Below are 19,014 nucleotides of genomic sequence, written 5' to 3'. Positions count from 1 at the left end.
GACAAATTCCCTTGACTTGGGCGCGGGGGTTTTTATAATGCATACAGTCGACAAGTTCCGGAAAATCACATCGGGAACCGGGGGGCGGGCACACATCAACGCTGATCAGAGCGGAACCAAAAAGAGGTAGAGCGCTATGGTCAAAGAGCTGAGAACGGGAGTTTACATCTGTCAGGCGGGAATCGGCGCCGCCGACAGCGTCGACCTGCAGGCAGTCGCGGATTACGCCGAAAGACTCTCCGGCGTCGTCCTGATCGAGGTCGTGGACGGCGACCGGAAGATCGATCCGATCCTCCTTGCGGAACAAATCCGAAAAGAAAAGCTCGACCGGATCGTCATCGCGGCGGACTCCCCCGGCTACTTCAAGCCGGTGTTCACCCGTGCGATGGCGCTGGCCGGGGGAAACGCGGAAAGCATCGTCCTGGCGTCGTTCTTCGGGAACGGCGCCGGCATGCCGGGCTCGACCGAGCGCGCGAAGGCCATCCTGTGCTGCGCCGTCCAGGGGGTCCCCTTCGGCCTGGGGGCGTCCCCGAAATACAAAGACGTCCATCCCGACACGCTCGTGATCGGCGGCGGCGTCGGCGGCATCCAGGTATCCCTGGAGATCGCGGGCGCCGGGAAGAAGGTCTACCTGGTGGAGAAGGGCGGCACCATCGGCGGGAAGATGGCGATGTTCGACAAGACCTTCCCGACCCTGGACTGCGCCGCCTGCATCCTCACCCCGAAGATGGTCGCGGTGGGCCAGGACAAGAACATCGACCTGATGACGTATGCGGAGGTCGTGGGAGTCAGCGGCTCTCCGGGGGCGTACAGGGTGAAGGTATTGAAGCACGCGCGGCGGGTCGACGAGGTGGCGTGCGTCGCCTGCAACGCCTGCGCCGAGGTCTGCCCGACCATCGTGCCGAGCGAGTTCGACGCGGGGATCAGCACCCGGAAGGCGATCTACATCCCCTTCCCCCAGGCGGTACCCAACTCCTTCCTGGTCGACGAGAAGGCGTGCCTCTGGGTCCAGAGCGAAGGCAAGAAGTGCGGCGCTTGCGTCAAGAAATGCGCCAAGGAAGCGATCCACCTCGATGCGAAGGACGAGGAGGTCGAGCTGACGGTAGGCAACATCGTCGTCGCCACCGGCTACCAGGTCTTCGACGCCTCGAGGATCGAGCGGTACGGGTACGGGAGGTTGCCCAACGTCATCACGGCGCTGGAGTACGAGCGGCTGACCAACGCCTCGGGCCCCACCGGCGGAAACATCGTGATGAAGGCGCTGAAGCACAACAAGCGCAGGAAGATCGACGAATGGGCGTTCACCCCCGAAAATCCCAAGCCGAAGGACGTGGCGATCATCCACTGCATCGGCTCGCGCGACCAGAACTACAACCGTTACTGCTCGCGGGTATGCTGCATGTACTCCCTGAAGTTCGCCCACCTCGTCCGCGAGAAGCTTCCCGAGGCCAACTGCTACGAGTTCTACATCGACATGCGCGCCTACGGGAAGAACTACGAGGAGTTCCTCGAGCGGATCCACGAGGAGGGGGTCTTCCTCGTCCGCGGGCGCACGGCCAAGATCGTGGAGCAGGGCGGGCGGATGGCGGTCAAGGGCGAAGACATCCTCAGCGGGAAGGTGCTCGACATCCCCGTCGACATGGCGATCCTCTCCGTGGGCCTCGAGCCGGTGGCCGATTCGGAGCGTCTGGCGGGACTGCTCGGGATCGCCAGGGACGCCGACGGCTGGTACGCCGAAAGGAACTACAATGGCGACCCGACCGGGACGGAGCGGGGGGGGATCTTCGTCGCCGGCGTCTGCCAGGGGCCGAAGGACATCCCCGACACCGTGGCGCAGGCCTCGGAAGTCGCGGCCCGCGTTCTCAAGAGCATTCTCAGCGGTCGCATCCAGGACAGCCTGAACCGGTTGACGCTCTCCGATATCGAATCGAGCGTCCGGCCCCGGGCCCAAGCGTGAAACGGAGGACATGAAATGGCCGTCCGATCGAACCCGAACCTGCTTGAGGAACTGAAGCATTACGGCGCCGACGACGTCTCCAAGTGCTTCCACTGCGGGAACTGCACCGCGACCTGCCCGCTTTCGAAAGAGCCCTTCCTCTTTCCGCGGAAGTCCATGCGGTACCTCCAGATGGGGCTGGGAGACAAGCTGAAGGGAAACCTCGAGCCCTGGCTGTGCTACTACTGCGGCGACTGCTCGGAGCAGTGCCCGCGGGAAGCGGAGCCCGGCGAGACGATGATGAGCATGCGCCGGTGGCTCACCTCCAAGTACGACATCACCGGGCTTTCCAGGCTGTTCTACGAATCCCCGGCAGCCGAGGTCCTTGCCATCCTGGCCCTCGGCGCCCTGACCGGCATCGGCTTCTACTGGTTCGGCCTGACCTTCGGCGGCGGCGACTTCAGCATCTACAGCGGCGAGAAGGCATTCCTCCCCGCGCACACCGAGGGAAACTTCTTCGGGCTCGGCCTGAACGTCCACACGTTCGACTGGCTCATGGGCGCCTTCCTCGGCGGGTTGCTGGCGGTCAACTGCCTCCGCATGTGGTGGTTCACGACCGGAAGCCGGAAAGACATGAAGGTCCCCCCGGGCACCTACATCAAAAACGCGATCCTGCTGCCGTGGCATTTCATCACCCAGAAGCGGTACAGCGAGTGCGAAAAGAAGACGCCGTGGGTCGTCCATCTCATCCTGATGCTCAGCTACCTCACGCTGCTGGTCCTGATCATGGTGTTCCTGCACCACATGCACGCCGCGCAGACGCACTGGGTGCACATCTTCGGGTACGCGGCCACCGTCGGTCTCCTCGGCACGACGCTCTATGCCATGAACGGCCGCTGGAAGAAGACCGAGGCCCACTACAAGTATTCCCACGAATCCGACATGATCTTCCTGTACATGCTCCTCTATGTCGGAACGACGGGCATCCTCCAGAACTTCGCGTTCCGGGTCCTCGGGAACGGGACGCTCGCGAACTTCATGTACATCGTCCACATGATGGGGGTGGTCCCGATGCTCGTCCTCGAGGTCCCCTTCAGCAAGTGGGGGCACCTCGCGTATCGGCCGTACGCAATGTACCTGGCGGCGGTCCAGGCGGACGTTTTGGCGCAGCGTGATGCGGCGAAAGGGATCCAGGAACCCGCACTGGTCCCCCAGAAGCAGATGATCGCATAGCCGGAGGAATCGATGAAAACCGAATGCAAGGTCGGCGTATACGTCTGCAATTGCGGCACGAACATCGCGAAGATGGTCGATTGCGACGCGGTGGCCGAGTACGCGAAAACCCAGCCCGGCGTGGTCGTCTGCAAGGCCTACAAGTACATGTGCTCCAATCCGGGTCAGGAGATGATCATCAAGGACGTGCAGGAGCTGAAGCTCGACCGGGTCGTCGTCGCCGCCTGCAGCCCCCGGATGCACGAGCCGACGTTTCGCGGCGCCATCGAGAAGGCGGGGCTGAACCCCTACTTCTTCGAGATGGCCAACATCCGCGAGCAGTGCAGCTGGGTGCACGAGAACAAGGAGCAGGCCACCGAGAAGGCGAAGGCGCTGACCTGCGCGGCCGTCCGGCGCGTGCAGCGCCACGAGCCGTTCGAACGGCAGTCCGTGCCGATGCACCCGGCGACGCTGGTCATCGGGGGAGGCATCGCCGGGCTGACCGCAGCCGTCGAGCTGTCCGGCGCGGGGCAGCCCGTCTACCTGGTGGAGAAGGACGACCACCTCGGCGGAAACGTGGCCCGGATCGACCTGACCTCGCCCTACCTCGATTCCGCCCGGGACCTGCTCGCCGAGCGCATCGCGCAGGTCACCCGGCATCCGAAGGTCACCGTCCTGCTCCGGTCCGAAGTCGAGTCGATTTCCGGCTACATCGGGAACTTCAAGGTAGTCGCGAAGACGGAGGGCGGCGGGAGCAGCCAGTTCGACGTCGGGAGCATCATCGTCTGCACCGGCTTCCAGGAATTCGACGCGTCGAAGACGTCCCGCTACGGCTACAGCACCCTGCCCAACGTCATCACCTCCTACGAGCTGGAGAAGATGCTCCGGGAGGGGCAGGTGCACACGAAGGACGGCCGGGCGCCGAAATACGTGACCCTCGTCAACTGCGTCGGCAGCCGAAGCAAGGAGACCCACCCCTACTGCTCGAGGGTGTGCTGCATGACCGCGCTGAAGTACGGCCACGAGATCCGCTCCGCCGTTCCGGGCGTGAAGATCACCAACCTCTACACGGACATGAACGCGTTCGGAAAGGGGTGCGAGGAATTCTACCGGCGCAGCGCGGAAAAAGGCACGGTGTTCATGATGTACGACAAGTGGCAGCGCGGCAAGGTCCGCGTCGCGTCGAAGGACGACGGCTGCGAGCTGCTGATGGTGGTGAAGGAGCTGCTCTCCGGGGAGGAGGTCGAGATCCCGTCCGACCTGATCGTGCTGATGGTCGGCATGGAGCCGCGCCCCGACTCCGGGAAGGTCGCCCGCCTGGTCAACATCAGCCGCGACCGGGACGGGTGGTTCATCGAAAGCCATCCGAAGCTCGACCCTGTGGCCACGACGACCGACGGCGTGTTCATCGCGGGGGCGTGCCAGTCGCCGAAGGACATCCCCGAGACGGTCGCCCAGGCCCGCGCGACCGCCGCGCGGATCCTGGCGAAGATCTGCCAGGGGCAGATCTGGGTCGAGCCGGTGTACGCCGAGATCAACGAGAACGCATGCTCCGGCTGCCGGATGTGCAACGAGCTCTGCCCGTATTCGGCGATCGAGTACGACCCGGTGAAGAAGCGCAGCAGCATCATCAGCGTCATGTGCAAGGCGTGCGGAACCTGCGTCGCGGCCTGCCCGTCCGGCGCGATCAAGGCGAGGCATTTCACGGATCAGCAGATCTTTGAACAGATCGAGGGGGTGCTGGAATGGGCTTCGAGCCACGTATAGTCGGGTTCCTCTGCAACTGGTGCTCCTACACCGGCGCCGACCTCGCGGGGACGAGCCGGATCAAGTACCAGCCCAACGTCAGCGTCATCCGCGTGATGTGCTCCGCCCGGATCGATCCGACCTTCGTCCTGAAGGCGCTCGCCACGGGAGCGGACGGCGTGATCGTCTGCGGCTGCCACCCCGGCGATTGCCACTATTCCGAGGGGAATTACAAGACCATGCGGCGCTTCCCGCTGTTGAAGAAGATGCTCAAGGACTTCGGGGTCGAGGAAGATCGGGTCCGCCTGGAATGGGTCAGCGCCAGCGAGGGGCAGCGCTTCTCCGAGGTCATCAACGAGATGACCGACAAGGTCCGCGCGCTCGGCCCGAGCAGGATCCGGATATCGCTGGACGCCGACAAGGTCGAGAGGTGAGTCATGGATAAGAAGAAGCTTCAGATCGCGCTTTACTGGGGTGCGGCGTGCGGAGGCTGCGACGTCGCCGTGCTCGACACGAACGAGTTCATCCTCGACGTCGCCGCGGCCTGCGACATCCGGATGTGGCCCATCGCGGCGGACGGCAAGTACAAGGACATCGAGGCGATGGCGGACGGGGAGCTCGACCTGGCGATCTTCAACGGGGCGATTCGCACCAGCGAGAACGAGCACATCGCGAAGCTGCTGCGGAAGAAGAGCAAGACGATGGTGGCCTTCGGCTCCTGCGCCCACCTCGGCGGGATCCCGGCCATGGCGAACCAGTTCAACAAGGAGGAGATCTTCGAGAAGGCGTACCTGAAGAACCCCTCGATCCAGGAAGGGAACGCGGCGGTCCCGACGCCGCACACCAGGGTGGAGGCAGGGGAGCTCGAGATTCCGGTGTTCTACAAGCGTGTCTACAAGCTGGACGATATCGTGGACGTGGACTACTACCTCCCGGGATGCCCCCCGGCGCCCGAGCAGGTCAAGGCGGTGCTGAAGCTCATCGTGAGCGGCGGTCCGCTCCCCGCGAAGGGGAGCGTGGTCGGCGCCTCCGACCGCGCGCTCTGCGACGACTGCCAGCGGAAAAAGGAAGAGAAGATGGTCAAGCAGTTCCACCGCCCGTGGCAGATCCTCCAGGACCCCGAGCGGTGCCTCATGGAGCAGGGGATCCTTTGCGCCGGCTCGGCGACGCGGTCGGGGTGCGGCGTCCGCTGCCCGAACAGCAACATGCCCTGCCGCGGATGCTACGGGCCGCTTCCCGGCGTAGTGGACCAGGGAGCGAAGATCCTCAGCGCCGTTTCTTCGATCATCGACAGCAAGGATCCCGCGGAAATCGAGAAGATCCTTGAAGGTATCCAAGATATCACCGGCTACGCCTACCGGTTCGGGATGGCGGCGTCGTTACTGCAGAGGAGCGTCCGCTGATGGCCAAGACGATCAGCATCGACCCGATTACCCGATTGGAAGGACACGGCAAGATCCAGATCTTCCTGAACGACGACGGCGGAGTGAAGGACTGCTACTTCCAGATCCCCGAGCTGCGCGGCTTCGAGCGCTTCGTGGTCGGCAGGCCGATCGAGGAGCTTCCGCGCATCGTGACCCGGATCTGCGGGGTGTGCCCCGCCAGCCACCACATGGCGGGGGCGAAGGCCGTCGACGGCTGTTTCGGCGGGGAAGTGGCGCCCCTTGCCCTCAAGCTCCGCGACATGTACTACCACGCGCACTACATCCACAGCCACATCGCCCATTTCTACGCGCTGGCGGCGCCCGATTTCGTCTGCGGGCCGACGTCCGATCCGGCGACGCGCAACATCCTCGGCGTCGTCGCCAAGGTCGGCCTGGAGATCGGCGGGGCGGTGATCAAGGCGCGCGCCCAGGCCCAGCGGATCCAGCAGATCCTGGGCGGCCGGTTCACGCACCTGGTGTGGTGCATCCCCGGCGGCGTCTCCAAGGGGCTGAAGCCCGAGGAGCTCGCCGAGATCCGGCCGATGGTCGCCAACCTGTACGAGTTCACGCAATTCTCGCTGAAGCTGTTCAAGGACGTCGTCCTCGGGAACCCGGAATACGTCGATCTCATCCTCAACGGGCCGTACACGCTCGACGTCCAGAACATGGGGCTGGTCGACGGGAACAACGCCCCCAACTTCTACGACGGCAAGGTCCGCGTGGTCGATTTCAAGGGCAAGGAGCTTTGCAAGTACGCCCCCAAGGACTACATGAACAACGTCGCCGAGCACGTCGAGCCCTGGTCCTACCTGAAGTTCCCTTACCTCAAGCAGCGCGGCTGGAAGGGGTTCGTGGAAGGGATCGACTCCAGCATCTACATGGCGACGCCGCTTTCGCGGCTCAACGTGGCGGAGCGCATGGCCACCCCGAAGGCCCAGGAGGCCTTCGAGGAGATGTTCGGAACGCTGAAGCAGAAGCCCTGCAGGGCCCTGATGGCCTCGCACTGGGCCCGGCTGGTAGAGATGGTCCAGAACGCCGAGATGCTCCGGAAGTACTGCGCCGACCCGGAGATCACCGGCGACAAGTACCGCGTCATCCCGCACGGGATCTCGGGGGAGGGAGTCGGGATCGTCGAGGCGATGCGCGGGACGCTCACGCACCATTACACCTGCGACAAGAACGGCATCTGCACGAGCGCGAACCTCATCGTCGGCACCACGAACAACAACGCGCCGATCCACATGGTCACGAAGAAGGTCGCGTCCACGCTCATCAAGCCGGGAGTCGAGCCGAACGAGGGGATCCTGAACCTGGTGGAGATGGCGTTCCGCTCGTTCGATCCGTGCTTCAGTTGCGCGACGCACAGCCTCCCCGGCCAGATGCCGCTCGAGGTGAAGATCGTCAAGAACGGGGAGGTTTACCGGGAATTCCGGCGGAAGTGCTGATTTCCGGTTGATTCGGGGCATCTCTTGAAGACGCTCCTGATCGGGATGGGGAACCCCATCCTTTCCGATGACGCGGTGGGAGTCCGGCTGGCCCGGGATATCGGCAGAAGTCTTGCCGCTACTCCCGGGCTTTCCGTCATGGAGGAGTGCTCGGTCGGAGGGCTGAACATCCTCGAGGTCGTGGAAGGCTTCGAGCGGCTGATCGTGCTCGACGCGATCCGCACCACGGGGGGCAAACCGGGGGACTGGCATCGGTTCGACTCGCGGATGCTTCGCGAGACGATGAACCTGAACAACATCCACGACGTCAATTTCGCGACGGCGCTCGAGCTGGGCCGGCGCATGGGGGTTTCCGTCCCCCGCGAGGAGGACATCCACATCTTCGCGGTCGAAGCGGCGGATCTCGTCACGTTCAGCGAGCGGATGACTCCGGAAATGGAAACGGCGTACCCGGAATTCCGTCGCGCGATCCAGCGGGAAATCGAGGGGATCCTCGGAGGAGACTGAAAGATGGAAGGACCCGAAAGAGAAAAGGACAAGGTCGAGCTTTCCGTGTTGAAAAGATTCGGGTTGCGGTATTCGGTCCTGGCGGCCTGGGAGGAACAGCTCCGGGAACGGGGGATCGCGGTCCCCGCGAGCGTCGGGAAGCCGCTCGAGAGATCGCGCGTGATGATCTCCTCCGGCTGCTTCCCGGTTTCCGAGGTATCCGACGACCTCGGGCGCATCGAGGCCATCCTCATCTCCGCCGCCACGACCGCAGGGCAGGAGAACGCGGAGGAGTGGCTGGATACCCTCGGCGAATGCATGGCGGAGAATGCGAAGGTCGAGGAAATCGAAGGCAAGATTCGGCTTCCGGCGGTGAAGATGCATTACAACCGGTTCCGTTTTTCCTGCTGAGCCGGATCCGGACAAGCGCGGAACGGGAAACCGGGGCCTCCGTGGAAGGAGGCCCCGGTTTTTTTTCCGAAGATAACGCGCCGAGTGGTAAAATCTAGAAAAAGGGAAGTGTAGTAATATACAACATTTGCTGCGGCGATACGGCGAAAATGTAGAATTTTTGGAAATAAAAGATTTCGATCCTTTCGGGAGGCAGGTATAGGAACAGATTGCGCGGGGTGTTAGGATCCCCACCAACAGGCTGGCGAAGCCGCCAAATCGAGAGGAGGTAGACGATGATCGCCCCCATGAGAGACAAGGACAGGGTGGAGCTTTCGGTGCTGAAGAGATTCTGCCTGCGGTATTCGGTCCTGGCGGCATGGCAGGAAGACCTTCGGGGGCAGGGGATCATGATTCCGGCGAGCGTCTCGAAACCGCTGGAAAGGGTCCGCGTCAAGATCTCATCGGGCTGTTTCCCGGCCTGCGACGTGGGGTGCGATCTCGGGCGCATCGAGGCCATCCTCTTTTCGACCGCGACGACGGCCGGCCTGGAATCCGCCGATTCCTGGGTGGACACCCTCGGGGAATGCATGGCGGAAAACGCGAAGGTCGAGGAAATCGAAGGCAGGATCAAGCTGCCTTCGGTGAAGATGCACTACAACCGGTTCAAGTTCGACGGGGGGTGCGGCTCCTGCGGCGCGGTCGGCAACGGCCACTGAAATTTCTTCCGGCGGAAAATCGAAACCGGTGCCTCCCGCGGGGAGGCACCGGTTTTTTCAGGTGGTGGGCGCTACAGGACTTGAACCTGTGACTTCCACCGTGTGAAGGTGGCACTCTACCGCTGAGTTAAGCGCCCCGAATTTTCCATATTCTACCTTCCCGCGGATTTCAATCAACGATTATTTTCCCGGCTCAGAAGGAGATCTGCACCCCCGCGTAGGGCCCTTTCAGCCGGAGGGAGGCGAGGATCTCCGCCTCGTCGATCTGCAGGCCGAGATACCGGTACCCGCCCTGCAGCTTCACGAAGGGGAAGGGGGTGATGGAGGCATAGGCCTCCACGTCGACGAGGTGATTCCCCGAAAAGCCGATGCCGGCTCCCCGGATGTCCGCGCGGAGGAGGTTCTTCACCAGCCCCACGCCGAACGCCGCGCCGACCATCGGAATCGGCGCCTGGAAAGTCTCCGCGGCGGTACCCGTCGCCGAGCCGGTCAGGCGGACGTCCCCGTCCACGTATTTCACCTGGAGCAGCAATCCGAGGTTGACCGAGCCGACTCCCACGCTGGGCCGGAGGATGTCGTACTGCCAGCTCGCGTCGATCATCGAAATGTCGATATCCGTGGTCACGGCCTCCGCGACGGCGAAGTTCTGCCCGTTGAACGTGATGTTCTGGTTCAGCACGCGGCTCCCCGTGAAATCCAGCTTCGTGAACCCCACCCGCAGCGTCGAGTTGCCGAAGGAGAAGAACAGCTCTCCGAACGGCAGGTTTTCGTCCTGGACGCCGAGGGTGTTCTTCAGGTCGATGTCGGTCTCCACGATGCCCGCGGTGATGGTCCGCACCGCGCCGGAGATTTCGGGGAACCAGTACGCGCCGCGCGCGCCGATTTCGAGGGCATGGGAGTCCGCGGACGCTCCCGCGATCAGCAGGGCGGCGGCGAGCGCCGCCAGGAACCTATTCATAATCCCTCCTCTCATGAGGTCTCCGGTTTCTCTACCGCCTCATTCGACGCTCCCCGCACCGAATGGATGCAACCGCAGTAACGCTGCCGGTAGATCCCGAGCTCCCGGCTGATGCGGGCGCTCTTCAGGTAGCCGTCCCGCTTCTTCAGGTCCGCTTCGACGAAACGGATGCCCGCGGATCCGCCGACTTCCATGCCCACGCGATTGATCATCGACGCGTCCTTCTTCGGGCTGACGGTCAGAACCGTCCCGAACGCCGCCATCCCGAGCTCCAAGGCCTTCTTCGCTGTCTCCCGGAGCCGGAACCGGATGCATTCCTCGCAACGGCGCCCGCGCTCGGGCTCCCCTTCGAGCCCCCGGACCGCCTCCTTCCATGCGGTCTCGCCTCCCTCGCCCATGATCAGCGGGAAGGGCGCCTTCTCCCGCAGCTCCAGCGTCGCGAGCGCCCGTTTCCGGAATTCCTCCTCGGGGTGTATGTTAGGGTTATAGAAGTAGCCGGTCACGGCGAAACGCTCCTGCAGCGCTCTCACGCCGTACGATGCGTCGGGCGCGCAGCAGATATGGACGAGAAGCTTCATGGCCTGTTACCACTTTACTACCGGTAGCGGCTCTGTGGTCGAAAGGAATGAGGGGACATCGCTTGGTGCCGTTGCTGTTGTTCGTCGCCACCTTCGCCACCACGCTCCTGGCGGGGGCCTTCCTTGCGGGCGGGAACCCCTTCGCGCGGATATCGGACCTGCTCCCGGGGCTGCTGTTCAACCTCCCCCTCCTCGCGATCCTCGGCGTCCATGAAATGGGGCACTACGCGGCCGCCCGGCGCCACCGGGTGGTCACGACGCCGCCGTACTTCATCCCGTTCCTGCCGATCCCCCCGCTACCCGGCACCATGGGCGCCGTGATCAAGCTGAAGTCGCCGTTCCCCGACCGGAACGCCCTGATGGACATCGGGTCCGCGGGCCCGCTGGCCGGAGCCATCGTTGCGATTCCCGTCCTCGTGACGGGGCTGGCGCTCTCGGAGGTTCACCGCGTCACGGGGAATCCCGGCCCGGTGCTGGGGGAGTCGCTGCTGTTCCGGCTCCTTTCGTGGTTCGTGCTGGGAAACGTCCCCGCCGGGCACGACGTGTTCCTTCACCCCATGGGATACGCGGGATGGCTCGGGCTGTACGTCACGATGCTGAACCTGATCCCCGCCGGCCAGCTCGACGGCGGGCACATCGCCTACGCCCTGTTCGGGGAGAGGTACGGCCGGGTCGCGCGCTTCGTTCCGTTCGCGCTACTCCTGATGGGGTGGATGGGGAGCGGCTGGTTCGTCTGGGCGGCGCTCCTGTTCTTCATCGGGACGGGGCACCCGAGGCCCGTGTTCGACGAGGTGCCGCTGACCCCGGCGCGGCGGACGGCGGGCGCGTTCGCGGCGGTCCTGTTCGTGCTCTGCTTCGTGCCGGATCCTTTCCCGATGTGGGGGGGATAGCCTATCCGGGACCTCCTCGCGCTCCGACCGCACCTGGCCCGCCATCGGCGGTCGTACGTCCTCAGCATCGCGGGGCTCGCGCTCTCCGCGGTGTTCGGCCTCCTCGTGCCCTGGATGATCCGGGACGCCGTCGACGCCGTTTCCGCGGCGCGCGGAGGGAGCGGCGCCGCGGCGGAACGATTCCATCGCGCCGTCGCCTTCATTGCGCTCCTTGCGGTCCTGCATGCCGCCTGCCGGTACTTCTCCCGGCGGTTGCTCCTCGTCGCGGCCCGCGAAGTGGAGAAGGACCTTCGGGAACGCCTGTTCTCCCACGTGATCCGGCTGCGCCTTCCCTTCTTCCATGGCACGTCGACGGGCGAGGTGATGTCCCGCCTGACGAACGACCTCACCGCCGTCTGGCTCCTCCTCGGCCCCGGCCTGCTCATGCTGATCGGGACGTCCATCACCTGGCTGTTCGCGATCGGTTTCATGCTCCGGATCAGCCCCGTGCTGACCGGCCTGTCGCTGACGGTCGGCCCGCTGGTGGTGATCGTCTCCCGGGAATACGGCCGCGCCTTCCACCGGCAGCATCGGGAGATCCAGGAGTCGCTGGCGTCCATGAACGCGATGCTCCAGGAGAACGTGACGGGGATCCGCCTCGTGAAGGCGTTCACGCTCGAGGAGCGGGAAGAGGAGCGGTTCGGTGAAAGTTGCCGCGACTATTACCGCCGCAACCTCGCCGTGGCGAGGACCTCCGCGAAGTTCCACGGCGCGATCGGCTTCCTCGCCGGGACGGGCGTCGCCCTCGTCCTGTACTTCGGCGGCCGGGCGGTGGTCGAAGGGAGCCTGACCCTCGGCGGGTTCGTCGCCTTCAACGCCTACCTCGCCATGCTCGCCTTCCCCACGATGGCGATGGGATGGGTGATCAACCTGTTCCAGCGGGGGAGCGCGGCCATGGGGAGGATCAACGAGTACCTCCTCCTGCCGCCGGAGGCGGCGAGGCCGCCGGACGCAATCGCCGCCCGGGCCCGTCCGCCGCTCCTGGAAGTGCGGGGGCTCTCCTTCTCCCATGAAGGCGGCCGCGGAGAGGTCCTGAAGGACGTCTCCTTCACGGTGGAGGAAGGGGAGGTGGTGGGGCTCGTGGGCCCGACGGGCAGCGGGAAGAGCACGCTCCTCTCCCTGCTGGCCGGACTCTATGCCGCATCCCGCGGCACGATCTTCTGGGAGGGAAGGGACGCGGCGGAAGAACCGCTCGATGCCCTGCGCCGACGGGTCGCGCTCGTCGCGCAGGACCCCTTCCTTTTCTCCGACACCGTCCTGGAGAACATCTGCATGGCGGGCGAGGCGCCGGACCCGGAGAAGGCGCGGGAGGCCGCACGGGCCGCCTGCTTCCTCGACGAGATCGAGGAGTTTCCGGAGGGCTTCGGAACGGTCGTCGGCGAGCGGGGAATCTCCTTGTCGGGCGGGCAAAAGCAGCGGGCCACCATCGCGCGGGCGCTCTGCGCGGAAAGGCCGGTGCTCCTGCTGGACGACGCCCTTTCCGCCGTCGACTCGGTGACGGAGCGGGAGATCTTCGAGGGGATCCTCTCGGCCCGGCGGGGCGGGACGGTGCTGTTCAGCACCCACCGGATGGCGTCGCTTTCCCGGTGCGACCGGATCCTCGTCCTCGACGGGGGACGGATCGTCGAGGAGGGGACGCACGACCGGCTGCTGTCGCTCCGCGGCAGCTACTACGACCTGTACTCCCGCCAGATGCTGGCGCGCGAGCTCGAGGAGTCGACGTGACCCCGCCGGCGGACACGTTCTTCCTGGAGGACCGGGCGGATACGCGCGGGGTCGACTGGCGCCTCCTGCGGCGGCTGATCCGGTACGTCGCCCCCCACCGGAAGATCCTGGCGGCGGCGCTGGCGGCGCTCGCCTGCGGCACCGCCTGCTCGCTCGCGGGCCCCTACCTCATCAAGATCGTCATCGACCGCTTCGTGACGCCCGGGGTCCTTTCCGGGATGGCCTGGTGGATCCTCCTTTACCTCGCCTCCCTCGCCGGGGCCATGGGGTTCCTGTTCCTTCAGATGTACGCCGTCTCCGTCCTCGGCCAGAGGGTGATCCTGGCGATCCGGGGGGAGATGTTCTCCCGCATGCAGCGGCTCCCCGTCGCCTGGTTCGACCGGACGCCCACCGGGCGCCTGATGACCCGGCTGACCTCCGACGTGGAAGCGCTCCAGGAGCTCATCTCCTCCGGGCTGGTCTCGACGGTCGGCGATGCCGCCATCCTCCTCGGGACGGCCGGGGTCCTTCTCTGGATGGACGCCCGCCTCGCCCTGGTCGTCTTCTCCGTCCTCCCGTTCCTCGTGCTCTTCGTCGAGCTCCTGAAGAAGCATATCCGCGAGGCGAACCGGGAGGCGCGCCGCAAGCTGGCGCGGATGAACGCCTTCCTGCAGGAGCACGTGACGGGCGTCTCCGTGGTGAAGGCGTTCGCGCAGGAGGGGAAGTCGGACCGGCGCTTCGCGACGCTGAACGGGGACTACGTCGCGGAGAACGTCCGGCTGACGAACTACTACTCGCTCTTCTTCCCCGGCGTGGAGATGTTCGCTTCCTTCGCCGTCGCGCTGCTCCTGTGGCGGGGGGGCGAGGGGCTGATCTCCGGGGCCGTCACCTTCGGGACGCTGGTGGCGTTCCTTGAATACGCCCAGAAGTTCTACAACCCGATCAGAGACATGAGCGACAAGTACAACATCCTGCAGTCCGCCCTGGCCTCCGCCGAACGGATCTTCCTGCTGCTCGACGCCGAGGTTTCGCCGGAGTACGCGGAGCCGGCGCTTGGGAAACGGGAGGTAGAGGAGCGGCCTGCCCGGCCGGGGGAGGCCGCGCCTGCGATCGAGTTCCGGGACGTCTGGTTCTCCTACCCCCGGATCGACGGGGGAGCGTTCGGGGTCGAGGGGCAGGGGCCCCAGGCCCTCAGGGGAGTCTCTTTCGCGTTGGAGGAGGGGATGGCGGGAGCGATCGTCGGGGCGACGGGATCGGGGAAGACGACGGTGCTTTCCCTGCTGTGCCGGCTCTATGAGATCCAGCGGGGGCAGATCCTGTTGTTCGGCAGGGACATCCGGGACATCCCGCGGAGGGAGCTGCGGGGCATGCTTTCCCTCGTGCTGCAGGAGCCGTTTCTCTTTTCCGGCTCGATCCTCGAAAACGTCTCGGCGGGCGGCGCCGGGGTCGTTCCCGCCCTTTCGGCGGTCGGGGTGGACCGGTTCGCGTCGGAGTGGGACACCGGCTATTCGACCCTGGTCGGGGAGCGGGGTGGACGGCTCTCGATGGGGCAGCGCCAGTTGGTGTCCTTCGCCCGGGCCCTGGCGCGCGACCCGAAGGTGCTGCTGCTGGACGAGGCGACCTCGAGCGTCGACCCGGTGACGGAGCACGGCATCCGGGAGGCGCTCCCCGGGATCCTGTCCGGCCGGACCGCCCTCGTTGTGGCGCACCGGCTGTCGACGGTGCTGTCCGCGGACCGCATTTTCGTGATGCACAAGGGCAAAGTGCGCGAATCCGGGACGCACGAGGAGCTCCTGGCGGCCGGGGGGATCTACCGGAGGCTGCATACCCTCCAGTTCCAGCAGCCCTGAAATTTCTTGCGGCAGGGAACTGGCTTCGAGGGATTTGTCATGGTATTCTCGCCCGATGCGCCAAAAATTCACGGCAATCGTCGCCGGCATCCTCTGCATCGGCCTGACCGCTTCCTGCTCCCGGACGGAATCCCCCGCGCCGGTCAAGAAGGCCCCCGCACCGAAAGTGTTGATCGGGCTGCCCCCCGAGCGGAACATCTTCCGGCAGATCGAGCGGTACGAGCCGCTCGCGGCGTATCTCGGCAGGAAAGCCGGCGTCCGGATCGAGCTGAAGGTCCTGGCGAGCTACGACAACGTCATCAGCGATTTTCAGGCAATGAACATGGCCGGGGCGTTTTTCGGGAGTCTGTCCTATGTCATCGCCCATGAGAGGATGGGCCTCGAGGCCGTCGCCAGGCCGGAAAACATGCGGGGGGGGAACACCTACCAGGGGCTGATCTTCGTGCGGAAGAACAGCGGCATCCGCATGGCGTCGGACATGAAGGGGAAGCGGCTGGCCCTCGTCGGCCGGGCGACCCTGGTCGGCTGTCTGCTTCCGAGGGTGTACTTCAAGGAAAACGGCGTCGAGGATTACCGGACGTTCGTGGGAGAGGCATATTACGCGGGGACGCACGAGGACGTGATCCGGGACGTCCTGGACGGGAAGGCCGACATCGGGGCCGCCAAGAACACGGTCCTCGATACGATGATCGCGGAGGGGCAGCGGGGGGCAAACGGAGGGGTGAGGGTCCTGGCGGTTTCCCCCCAGGTCCCGGAAAATGTCCTTGCGCTGCGGCCGGACCTCGACGCGAAGCTCGCCGCCGGGATCCGGGAGGCGCTGCTGACGATGGACGGGGACGCCGAGGGGAAACGGGTCCTCCAGGATTTCGGCGCCCGGAGGTTCATCGAAACGGGGAACGACGACTATAAAGCCGTCTACCGGTATGCGGAGAAGGCGGGCGTCGATCCGGCGACGCTTGGCTGCCTGAAAGAGCGGCGGTGAAGAAAAGGGTCGTCATCGGTCTGGCCGCCTACACGGTCGTCCTCCTCGCCGCATGCCTCTACATCATCGGCACCATCGAGCGGGGCACTTCCCGTCTGGACCGGATCATCCAGCTCCACCAGGTGGAGATCCTGAGGGAGCACTTCCTGATCCAGGTCAAGCAGGTGCAGGTCGACCTCGCCTTGAGGAACACCCGGCACTCGGGGCAGTTCGACACGATGGTCGAGAACTTCCTCAAGATGAAAAGCGTGTCGGCCGTCTGCCTCGACTGCCACCACAATCCCGATACGCACGCGCGCCTCCTCGACTTGCAGGAGACCACGGGCCGGTACCAGGAGCACTTGAGCCGGCTGATGACTCTGCGCGGAAGCGCCGAACGCGTGGCCGCCGAGGAGGACGCCGCATTCCAGGTGGGGCTGGAGCTGACCGACAAGGTCGGGAGGATGGTGGCCCTCACCAGCGCCCGGCTGACGGAGAGCACCGACCGGTCGCTTCGCGAGATCTCCGCCTTCAAGAAACTGCTCTACGTCATGCTCGTCATGGGACCCCTCCTGTCCCTCGGGCTGGGCGGGATCATCCTCCTCGGCTTCACGCGCCCCATGGACAAGCTCATCGATGCGACCCGGGCGCTGAAGGCGGGGAACCTCGACCACAAGGTGGAGGGGCTGAAGGACGAGTTCGGAGAGCTGGCCGGCTCGTTCAACGAGATGTCGGCGTCGCTGAAGGAGCAGATGCACAAGATGCACCGTGCGGAGCAGATGGCGATCGTCGGGCAGCTCGCCGCGGGGTTCGCCCACGAGGTGAAGAACCCCATGGCGGGAATCAAGGTCGCCATGAGCGTCCTTTCCGGTGAGCCGTACATTCCCCCGGAGGACAAGGCGGTCCTCGCGAAGGTGATGGGCGAGATCACCCGCCTCGAAGGGCTGATGCGCGATTTCCTGAACTTCGCCAAGCCGCAGAAGCCGCGCTTCGAGCCGGTTAACCTGAACCACGTGCTGAACACCACCCTGGCGTTTTATCTCAAGAGCCACTCGATCGGCGCGGGAGGGAAGGAGAGGCACCGGATCGTGAAGGACTTCGGCGAGATCCCGCGGGTCCTTGCGGACGTCAGCCAGCTCCAGCAGGTCTTCCTGAACCTCTTCCTGAACGCGCTCGACGCGATGCCGGAAGGGGGGACGCTGCGCGTGGAAACCCGGCGGGAGGGGGACGGCGGACCCGTCCGGATCGCGATCGCCGACACCGGAAAGGGGATCCCCGAGGAGCTCATCGACAAGATCTTCGAGCCGTTTTTCACGACGAAGGTCAAGGGGACGGGGCTGGGACTCGCCATTTCCCGGCAGCTCATCGAGCAGCATAATGGAACCATCGAGGCGGCCGGCAGGGCGGAAGGAGGAACGGTGTTCACGATCCGGATCCCGGCGGTCTCCACGGAAAACGAGAGGCAGGCATGAAGAAGAAGGGGAAGGTTTTCCTGCTCGACGACGACGAGCTGATCGTGACGATGCTGTCGCGCGCGCTGAAGGCGGACGGGTACGAGGTCCGCGCAGAGACCGACCCGGAAGGAATCGTGGAGAAGGTCCGGTCCTTCCGGCCCGACGTGACGATGCTCGACATCAACCTGCCGGGGCGCAACGGCGTCGACATCCTGGGAGAGATCGTGGAGAAGGAGCTCCCGACCCAGGTGGTGATGCTGACGTCGGACGAGACGGCGGAGACCGCCGTCCGGGCGATGAAGGCCGGGGCGAGGGACTACCTTACCAAGCCGTTCAACCTCGACGAGGTGAAGATCGTCATCGGGCAGATCGTCGAGCGGGGAAACCTGCGGCAGGAGGTCGAGTACCTCCGGAAGGTCTGCCCCGATTTCGCGCAAAGGGAGATCATCGGAAACACGAGCGTGATGCACAAGCTGCGGAACCGGTGCGAGCGGCTCGCCGATTCGGACGTTCCCATCGTCCTCATCACCGGGGAGAGCGGGACCGGGAAAGAGGTGTTCGCCCGGTGCCTGCACGAGCGGATGCACCGGAACGACCCGGCCAGCTTCGCCCCCTTCATCGCCATCAATTGCGCCGCCCTGCCGGACCAGCTCATCGAGAGCGAGCTGTTCGGGCACGAGAAGGGGGCGTTCACCGACGCGAAGACGGAGAAGAAGGGGGTTTTCGAGCAGGCCTACGGCGGGTCGATCCTCCTCGACGAGATCGGGGAGATGCGCACGGACATGCAGTCGAAGCTGCTGCGGGTCCTCGAGGAAAGGGTGCTGCGGCGGGTCGGCGGCAGCGAGGACATCCCCTTCAACGCAACGGTGTTCGCCGCGACCAACCGGGACCTCGAGGCGGCCGTGCAGAAGGGGGAGTTCCGCGTCGACCTGTATTACCGTCTGAACGCGTTCTCCGTGCACATCCCGCCGCTGCGGGAGCGGACGGAGGACATCCCCCTGGTGGCGCGCCACTTCCTCGCCGAATACTCGCGCAAGTACAAGAATTCCGCGGTCCGGGACATTTCCCCCGAGGCGGAGCGGTACCTCATGGCGTACCGGTGGCCGGGGAACTGCCGGGAGCTGCGCAACGTCATCGAGCGGATCGTCGTCCTGGAGAGCGACGAGACCGTCCTGCCGGAGCACCTTCCGGCGGAGATCCTCCAGGGAGGCGTCGCCGCTCC

The 19,014-nt window shown here is 65.2% G+C and carries 17 protein-coding genes and 1 tRNA gene; 15 read left to right on the top strand and 3 right to left on the bottom strand.

Going from position 1 to position 19,014, the window contains the following annotated elements:
• Nucleotides 1-136 precede the first annotated feature (136 nt).
• The 9 genes from AB1346_00090 (at nucleotide 137) to AB1346_00050 (ending at nucleotide 9,358) form a co-directional block, all read left to right on the top strand.
• Nucleotides 137-1,957: a CoB--CoM heterodisulfide reductase iron-sulfur subunit A family protein gene (locus AB1346_00090; GenBank protein MEW6718832.1), complete on the top strand. Its 1,821-nt coding sequence runs from the start codon at nucleotides 137-139 to the stop codon at nucleotides 1,955-1,957.
• 15 nt (nucleotides 1,958-1,972) lie between these two features.
• Entirely contained in the window at nucleotides 1,973-3,169 is a 1,197-nt protein-coding gene (locus AB1346_00085; protein ID MEW6718831.1) for a 4Fe-4S dicluster domain-containing protein, read from the top strand.
• Between the two features lie 12 nt (nucleotides 3,170-3,181).
• Nucleotides 3,182-4,915 carry a CoB--CoM heterodisulfide reductase iron-sulfur subunit A family protein gene (locus AB1346_00080; GenBank protein ID MEW6718830.1) on the top strand — a complete coding sequence of 578 codons (1,734 nt, stop codon included), beginning with the start codon at nucleotides 3,182-3,184 and terminating at the stop codon, nucleotides 4,913-4,915.
• Complete coding sequence (locus tag AB1346_00075; GenBank protein MEW6718829.1) at nucleotides 4,894-5,328, top strand: hydrogenase iron-sulfur subunit; 435 nt, start codon at nucleotides 4,894-4,896, stop codon at nucleotides 5,326-5,328. The genes AB1346_00080 and AB1346_00075 overlap by 22 nt, the downstream gene beginning before the upstream one ends.
• Nucleotides 5,329-5,331: 3 nt before the next feature.
• Nucleotides 5,332-6,297 (top strand): oxidoreductase, encoded by a 966-nt coding sequence (locus AB1346_00070; GenBank protein MEW6718828.1) that lies wholly within the window; start codon nucleotides 5,332-5,334, stop codon nucleotides 6,295-6,297.
• Nucleotides 6,297-7,763, top strand: coding sequence for a Ni/Fe hydrogenase subunit alpha (locus AB1346_00065; protein ID MEW6718827.1), 1,467 nt, complete (start codon nucleotides 6,297-6,299; stop codon nucleotides 7,761-7,763). The genes AB1346_00070 and AB1346_00065 overlap by 1 nt, the downstream gene beginning before the upstream one ends.
• Before the next feature lie 24 nt (nucleotides 7,764-7,787).
• Nucleotides 7,788-8,270 (top strand): hydrogenase maturation protease, encoded by a 483-nt coding sequence (locus AB1346_00060; protein MEW6718826.1) that lies wholly within the window; start codon nucleotides 7,788-7,790, stop codon nucleotides 8,268-8,270.
• Nucleotides 8,271-8,273: 3 nt separating this feature from the next.
• Nucleotides 8,274-8,660 (top strand): hypothetical protein, encoded by a 387-nt coding sequence (locus tag AB1346_00055; protein ID MEW6718825.1) that lies wholly within the window; start codon nucleotides 8,274-8,276, stop codon nucleotides 8,658-8,660.
• Nucleotides 8,661-8,935: 275 nt separating this feature from the next.
• A complete protein-coding gene (locus AB1346_00050) occupies nucleotides 8,936-9,358 on the top strand; it encodes a hypothetical protein (GenBank protein ID MEW6718824.1) in 423 nt (140 codons plus the stop codon).
• A 62-nt stretch (nucleotides 9,359-9,420) separates the two neighbouring features.
• Here the strand turns inward: AB1346_00050 and AB1346_00045 are convergent.
• From AB1346_00045 to AB1346_00035, 3 genes are all read right to left on the bottom strand, one after another.
• Nucleotides 9,421-9,495: transfer RNA gene (locus AB1346_00045), tRNA-Val, on the bottom strand.
• A gap of 56 nt (nucleotides 9,496-9,551) precedes the next feature.
• Nucleotides 9,552-10,316 (bottom strand): hypothetical protein, encoded by a 765-nt coding sequence (locus AB1346_00040; protein MEW6718823.1) that lies wholly within the window; start codon nucleotides 10,314-10,316, stop codon nucleotides 9,552-9,554.
• Between the two features lie 11 nt (nucleotides 10,317-10,327).
• Nucleotides 10,328-10,894, bottom strand: a complete 567-nt coding sequence (locus AB1346_00035; GenBank protein ID MEW6718822.1) for an epoxyqueuosine reductase QueH — start codon at nucleotides 10,892-10,894, stop codon at nucleotides 10,328-10,330.
• A 65-nt stretch (nucleotides 10,895-10,959) separates the two neighbouring features.
• On the opposite strand from AB1346_00035, the gene AB1346_00030 reads away from it, so the two are divergent.
• From AB1346_00030 to AB1346_00005, 6 genes are all read left to right on the top strand, one after another.
• A complete protein-coding gene (locus tag AB1346_00030) occupies nucleotides 10,960-11,784 on the top strand; it encodes a site-2 protease family protein (GenBank protein MEW6718821.1) in 825 nt (274 codons plus the stop codon).
• 3 nt (nucleotides 11,785-11,787) lie between these two features.
• Nucleotides 11,788-13,548, top strand: a complete 1,761-nt coding sequence (locus AB1346_00025; GenBank protein MEW6718820.1) for an ABC transporter ATP-binding protein — start codon at nucleotides 11,788-11,790, stop codon at nucleotides 13,546-13,548.
• Nucleotides 13,545-15,377, top strand: a complete 1,833-nt coding sequence (locus AB1346_00020) for an ABC transporter ATP-binding protein (protein ID MEW6718819.1) — start codon at nucleotides 13,545-13,547, stop codon at nucleotides 15,375-15,377. Before AB1346_00025 ends, AB1346_00020 begins: the two co-directional genes overlap by 4 nt.
• Before the next feature lie 55 nt (nucleotides 15,378-15,432).
• Nucleotides 15,433-16,359, top strand: a complete 927-nt coding sequence (locus AB1346_00015) for a phosphate/phosphite/phosphonate ABC transporter substrate-binding protein (protein ID MEW6718818.1) — start codon at nucleotides 15,433-15,435, stop codon at nucleotides 16,357-16,359.
• Nucleotides 16,356-17,810 (top strand): ATP-binding protein, encoded by a 1,455-nt coding sequence (locus AB1346_00010; GenBank protein ID MEW6718817.1) that lies wholly within the window; start codon nucleotides 16,356-16,358, stop codon nucleotides 17,808-17,810. The genes AB1346_00015 and AB1346_00010 overlap by 4 nt, the downstream gene beginning before the upstream one ends.
• A partial coding sequence (locus AB1346_00005; protein MEW6718816.1) for a sigma-54 dependent transcriptional regulator occupies nucleotides 17,807-19,014 on the top strand: 1,208 nt, incomplete at its 3' end. The genes AB1346_00010 and AB1346_00005, both read left to right, overlap by 4 nt.

The sequence above is a fragment of the Thermodesulfobacteriota bacterium genome (genome assembly GCA_040758155.1).
Taxonomy (GTDB): domain Bacteria; phylum Desulfobacterota; class Deferrimicrobia; order Deferrimicrobiales; family Deferrimicrobiaceae; genus UBA2219.
Note: the sequence above shows the minus strand (reverse complement) of the source record. Positions and strands in the feature narration are given on the sequence as shown.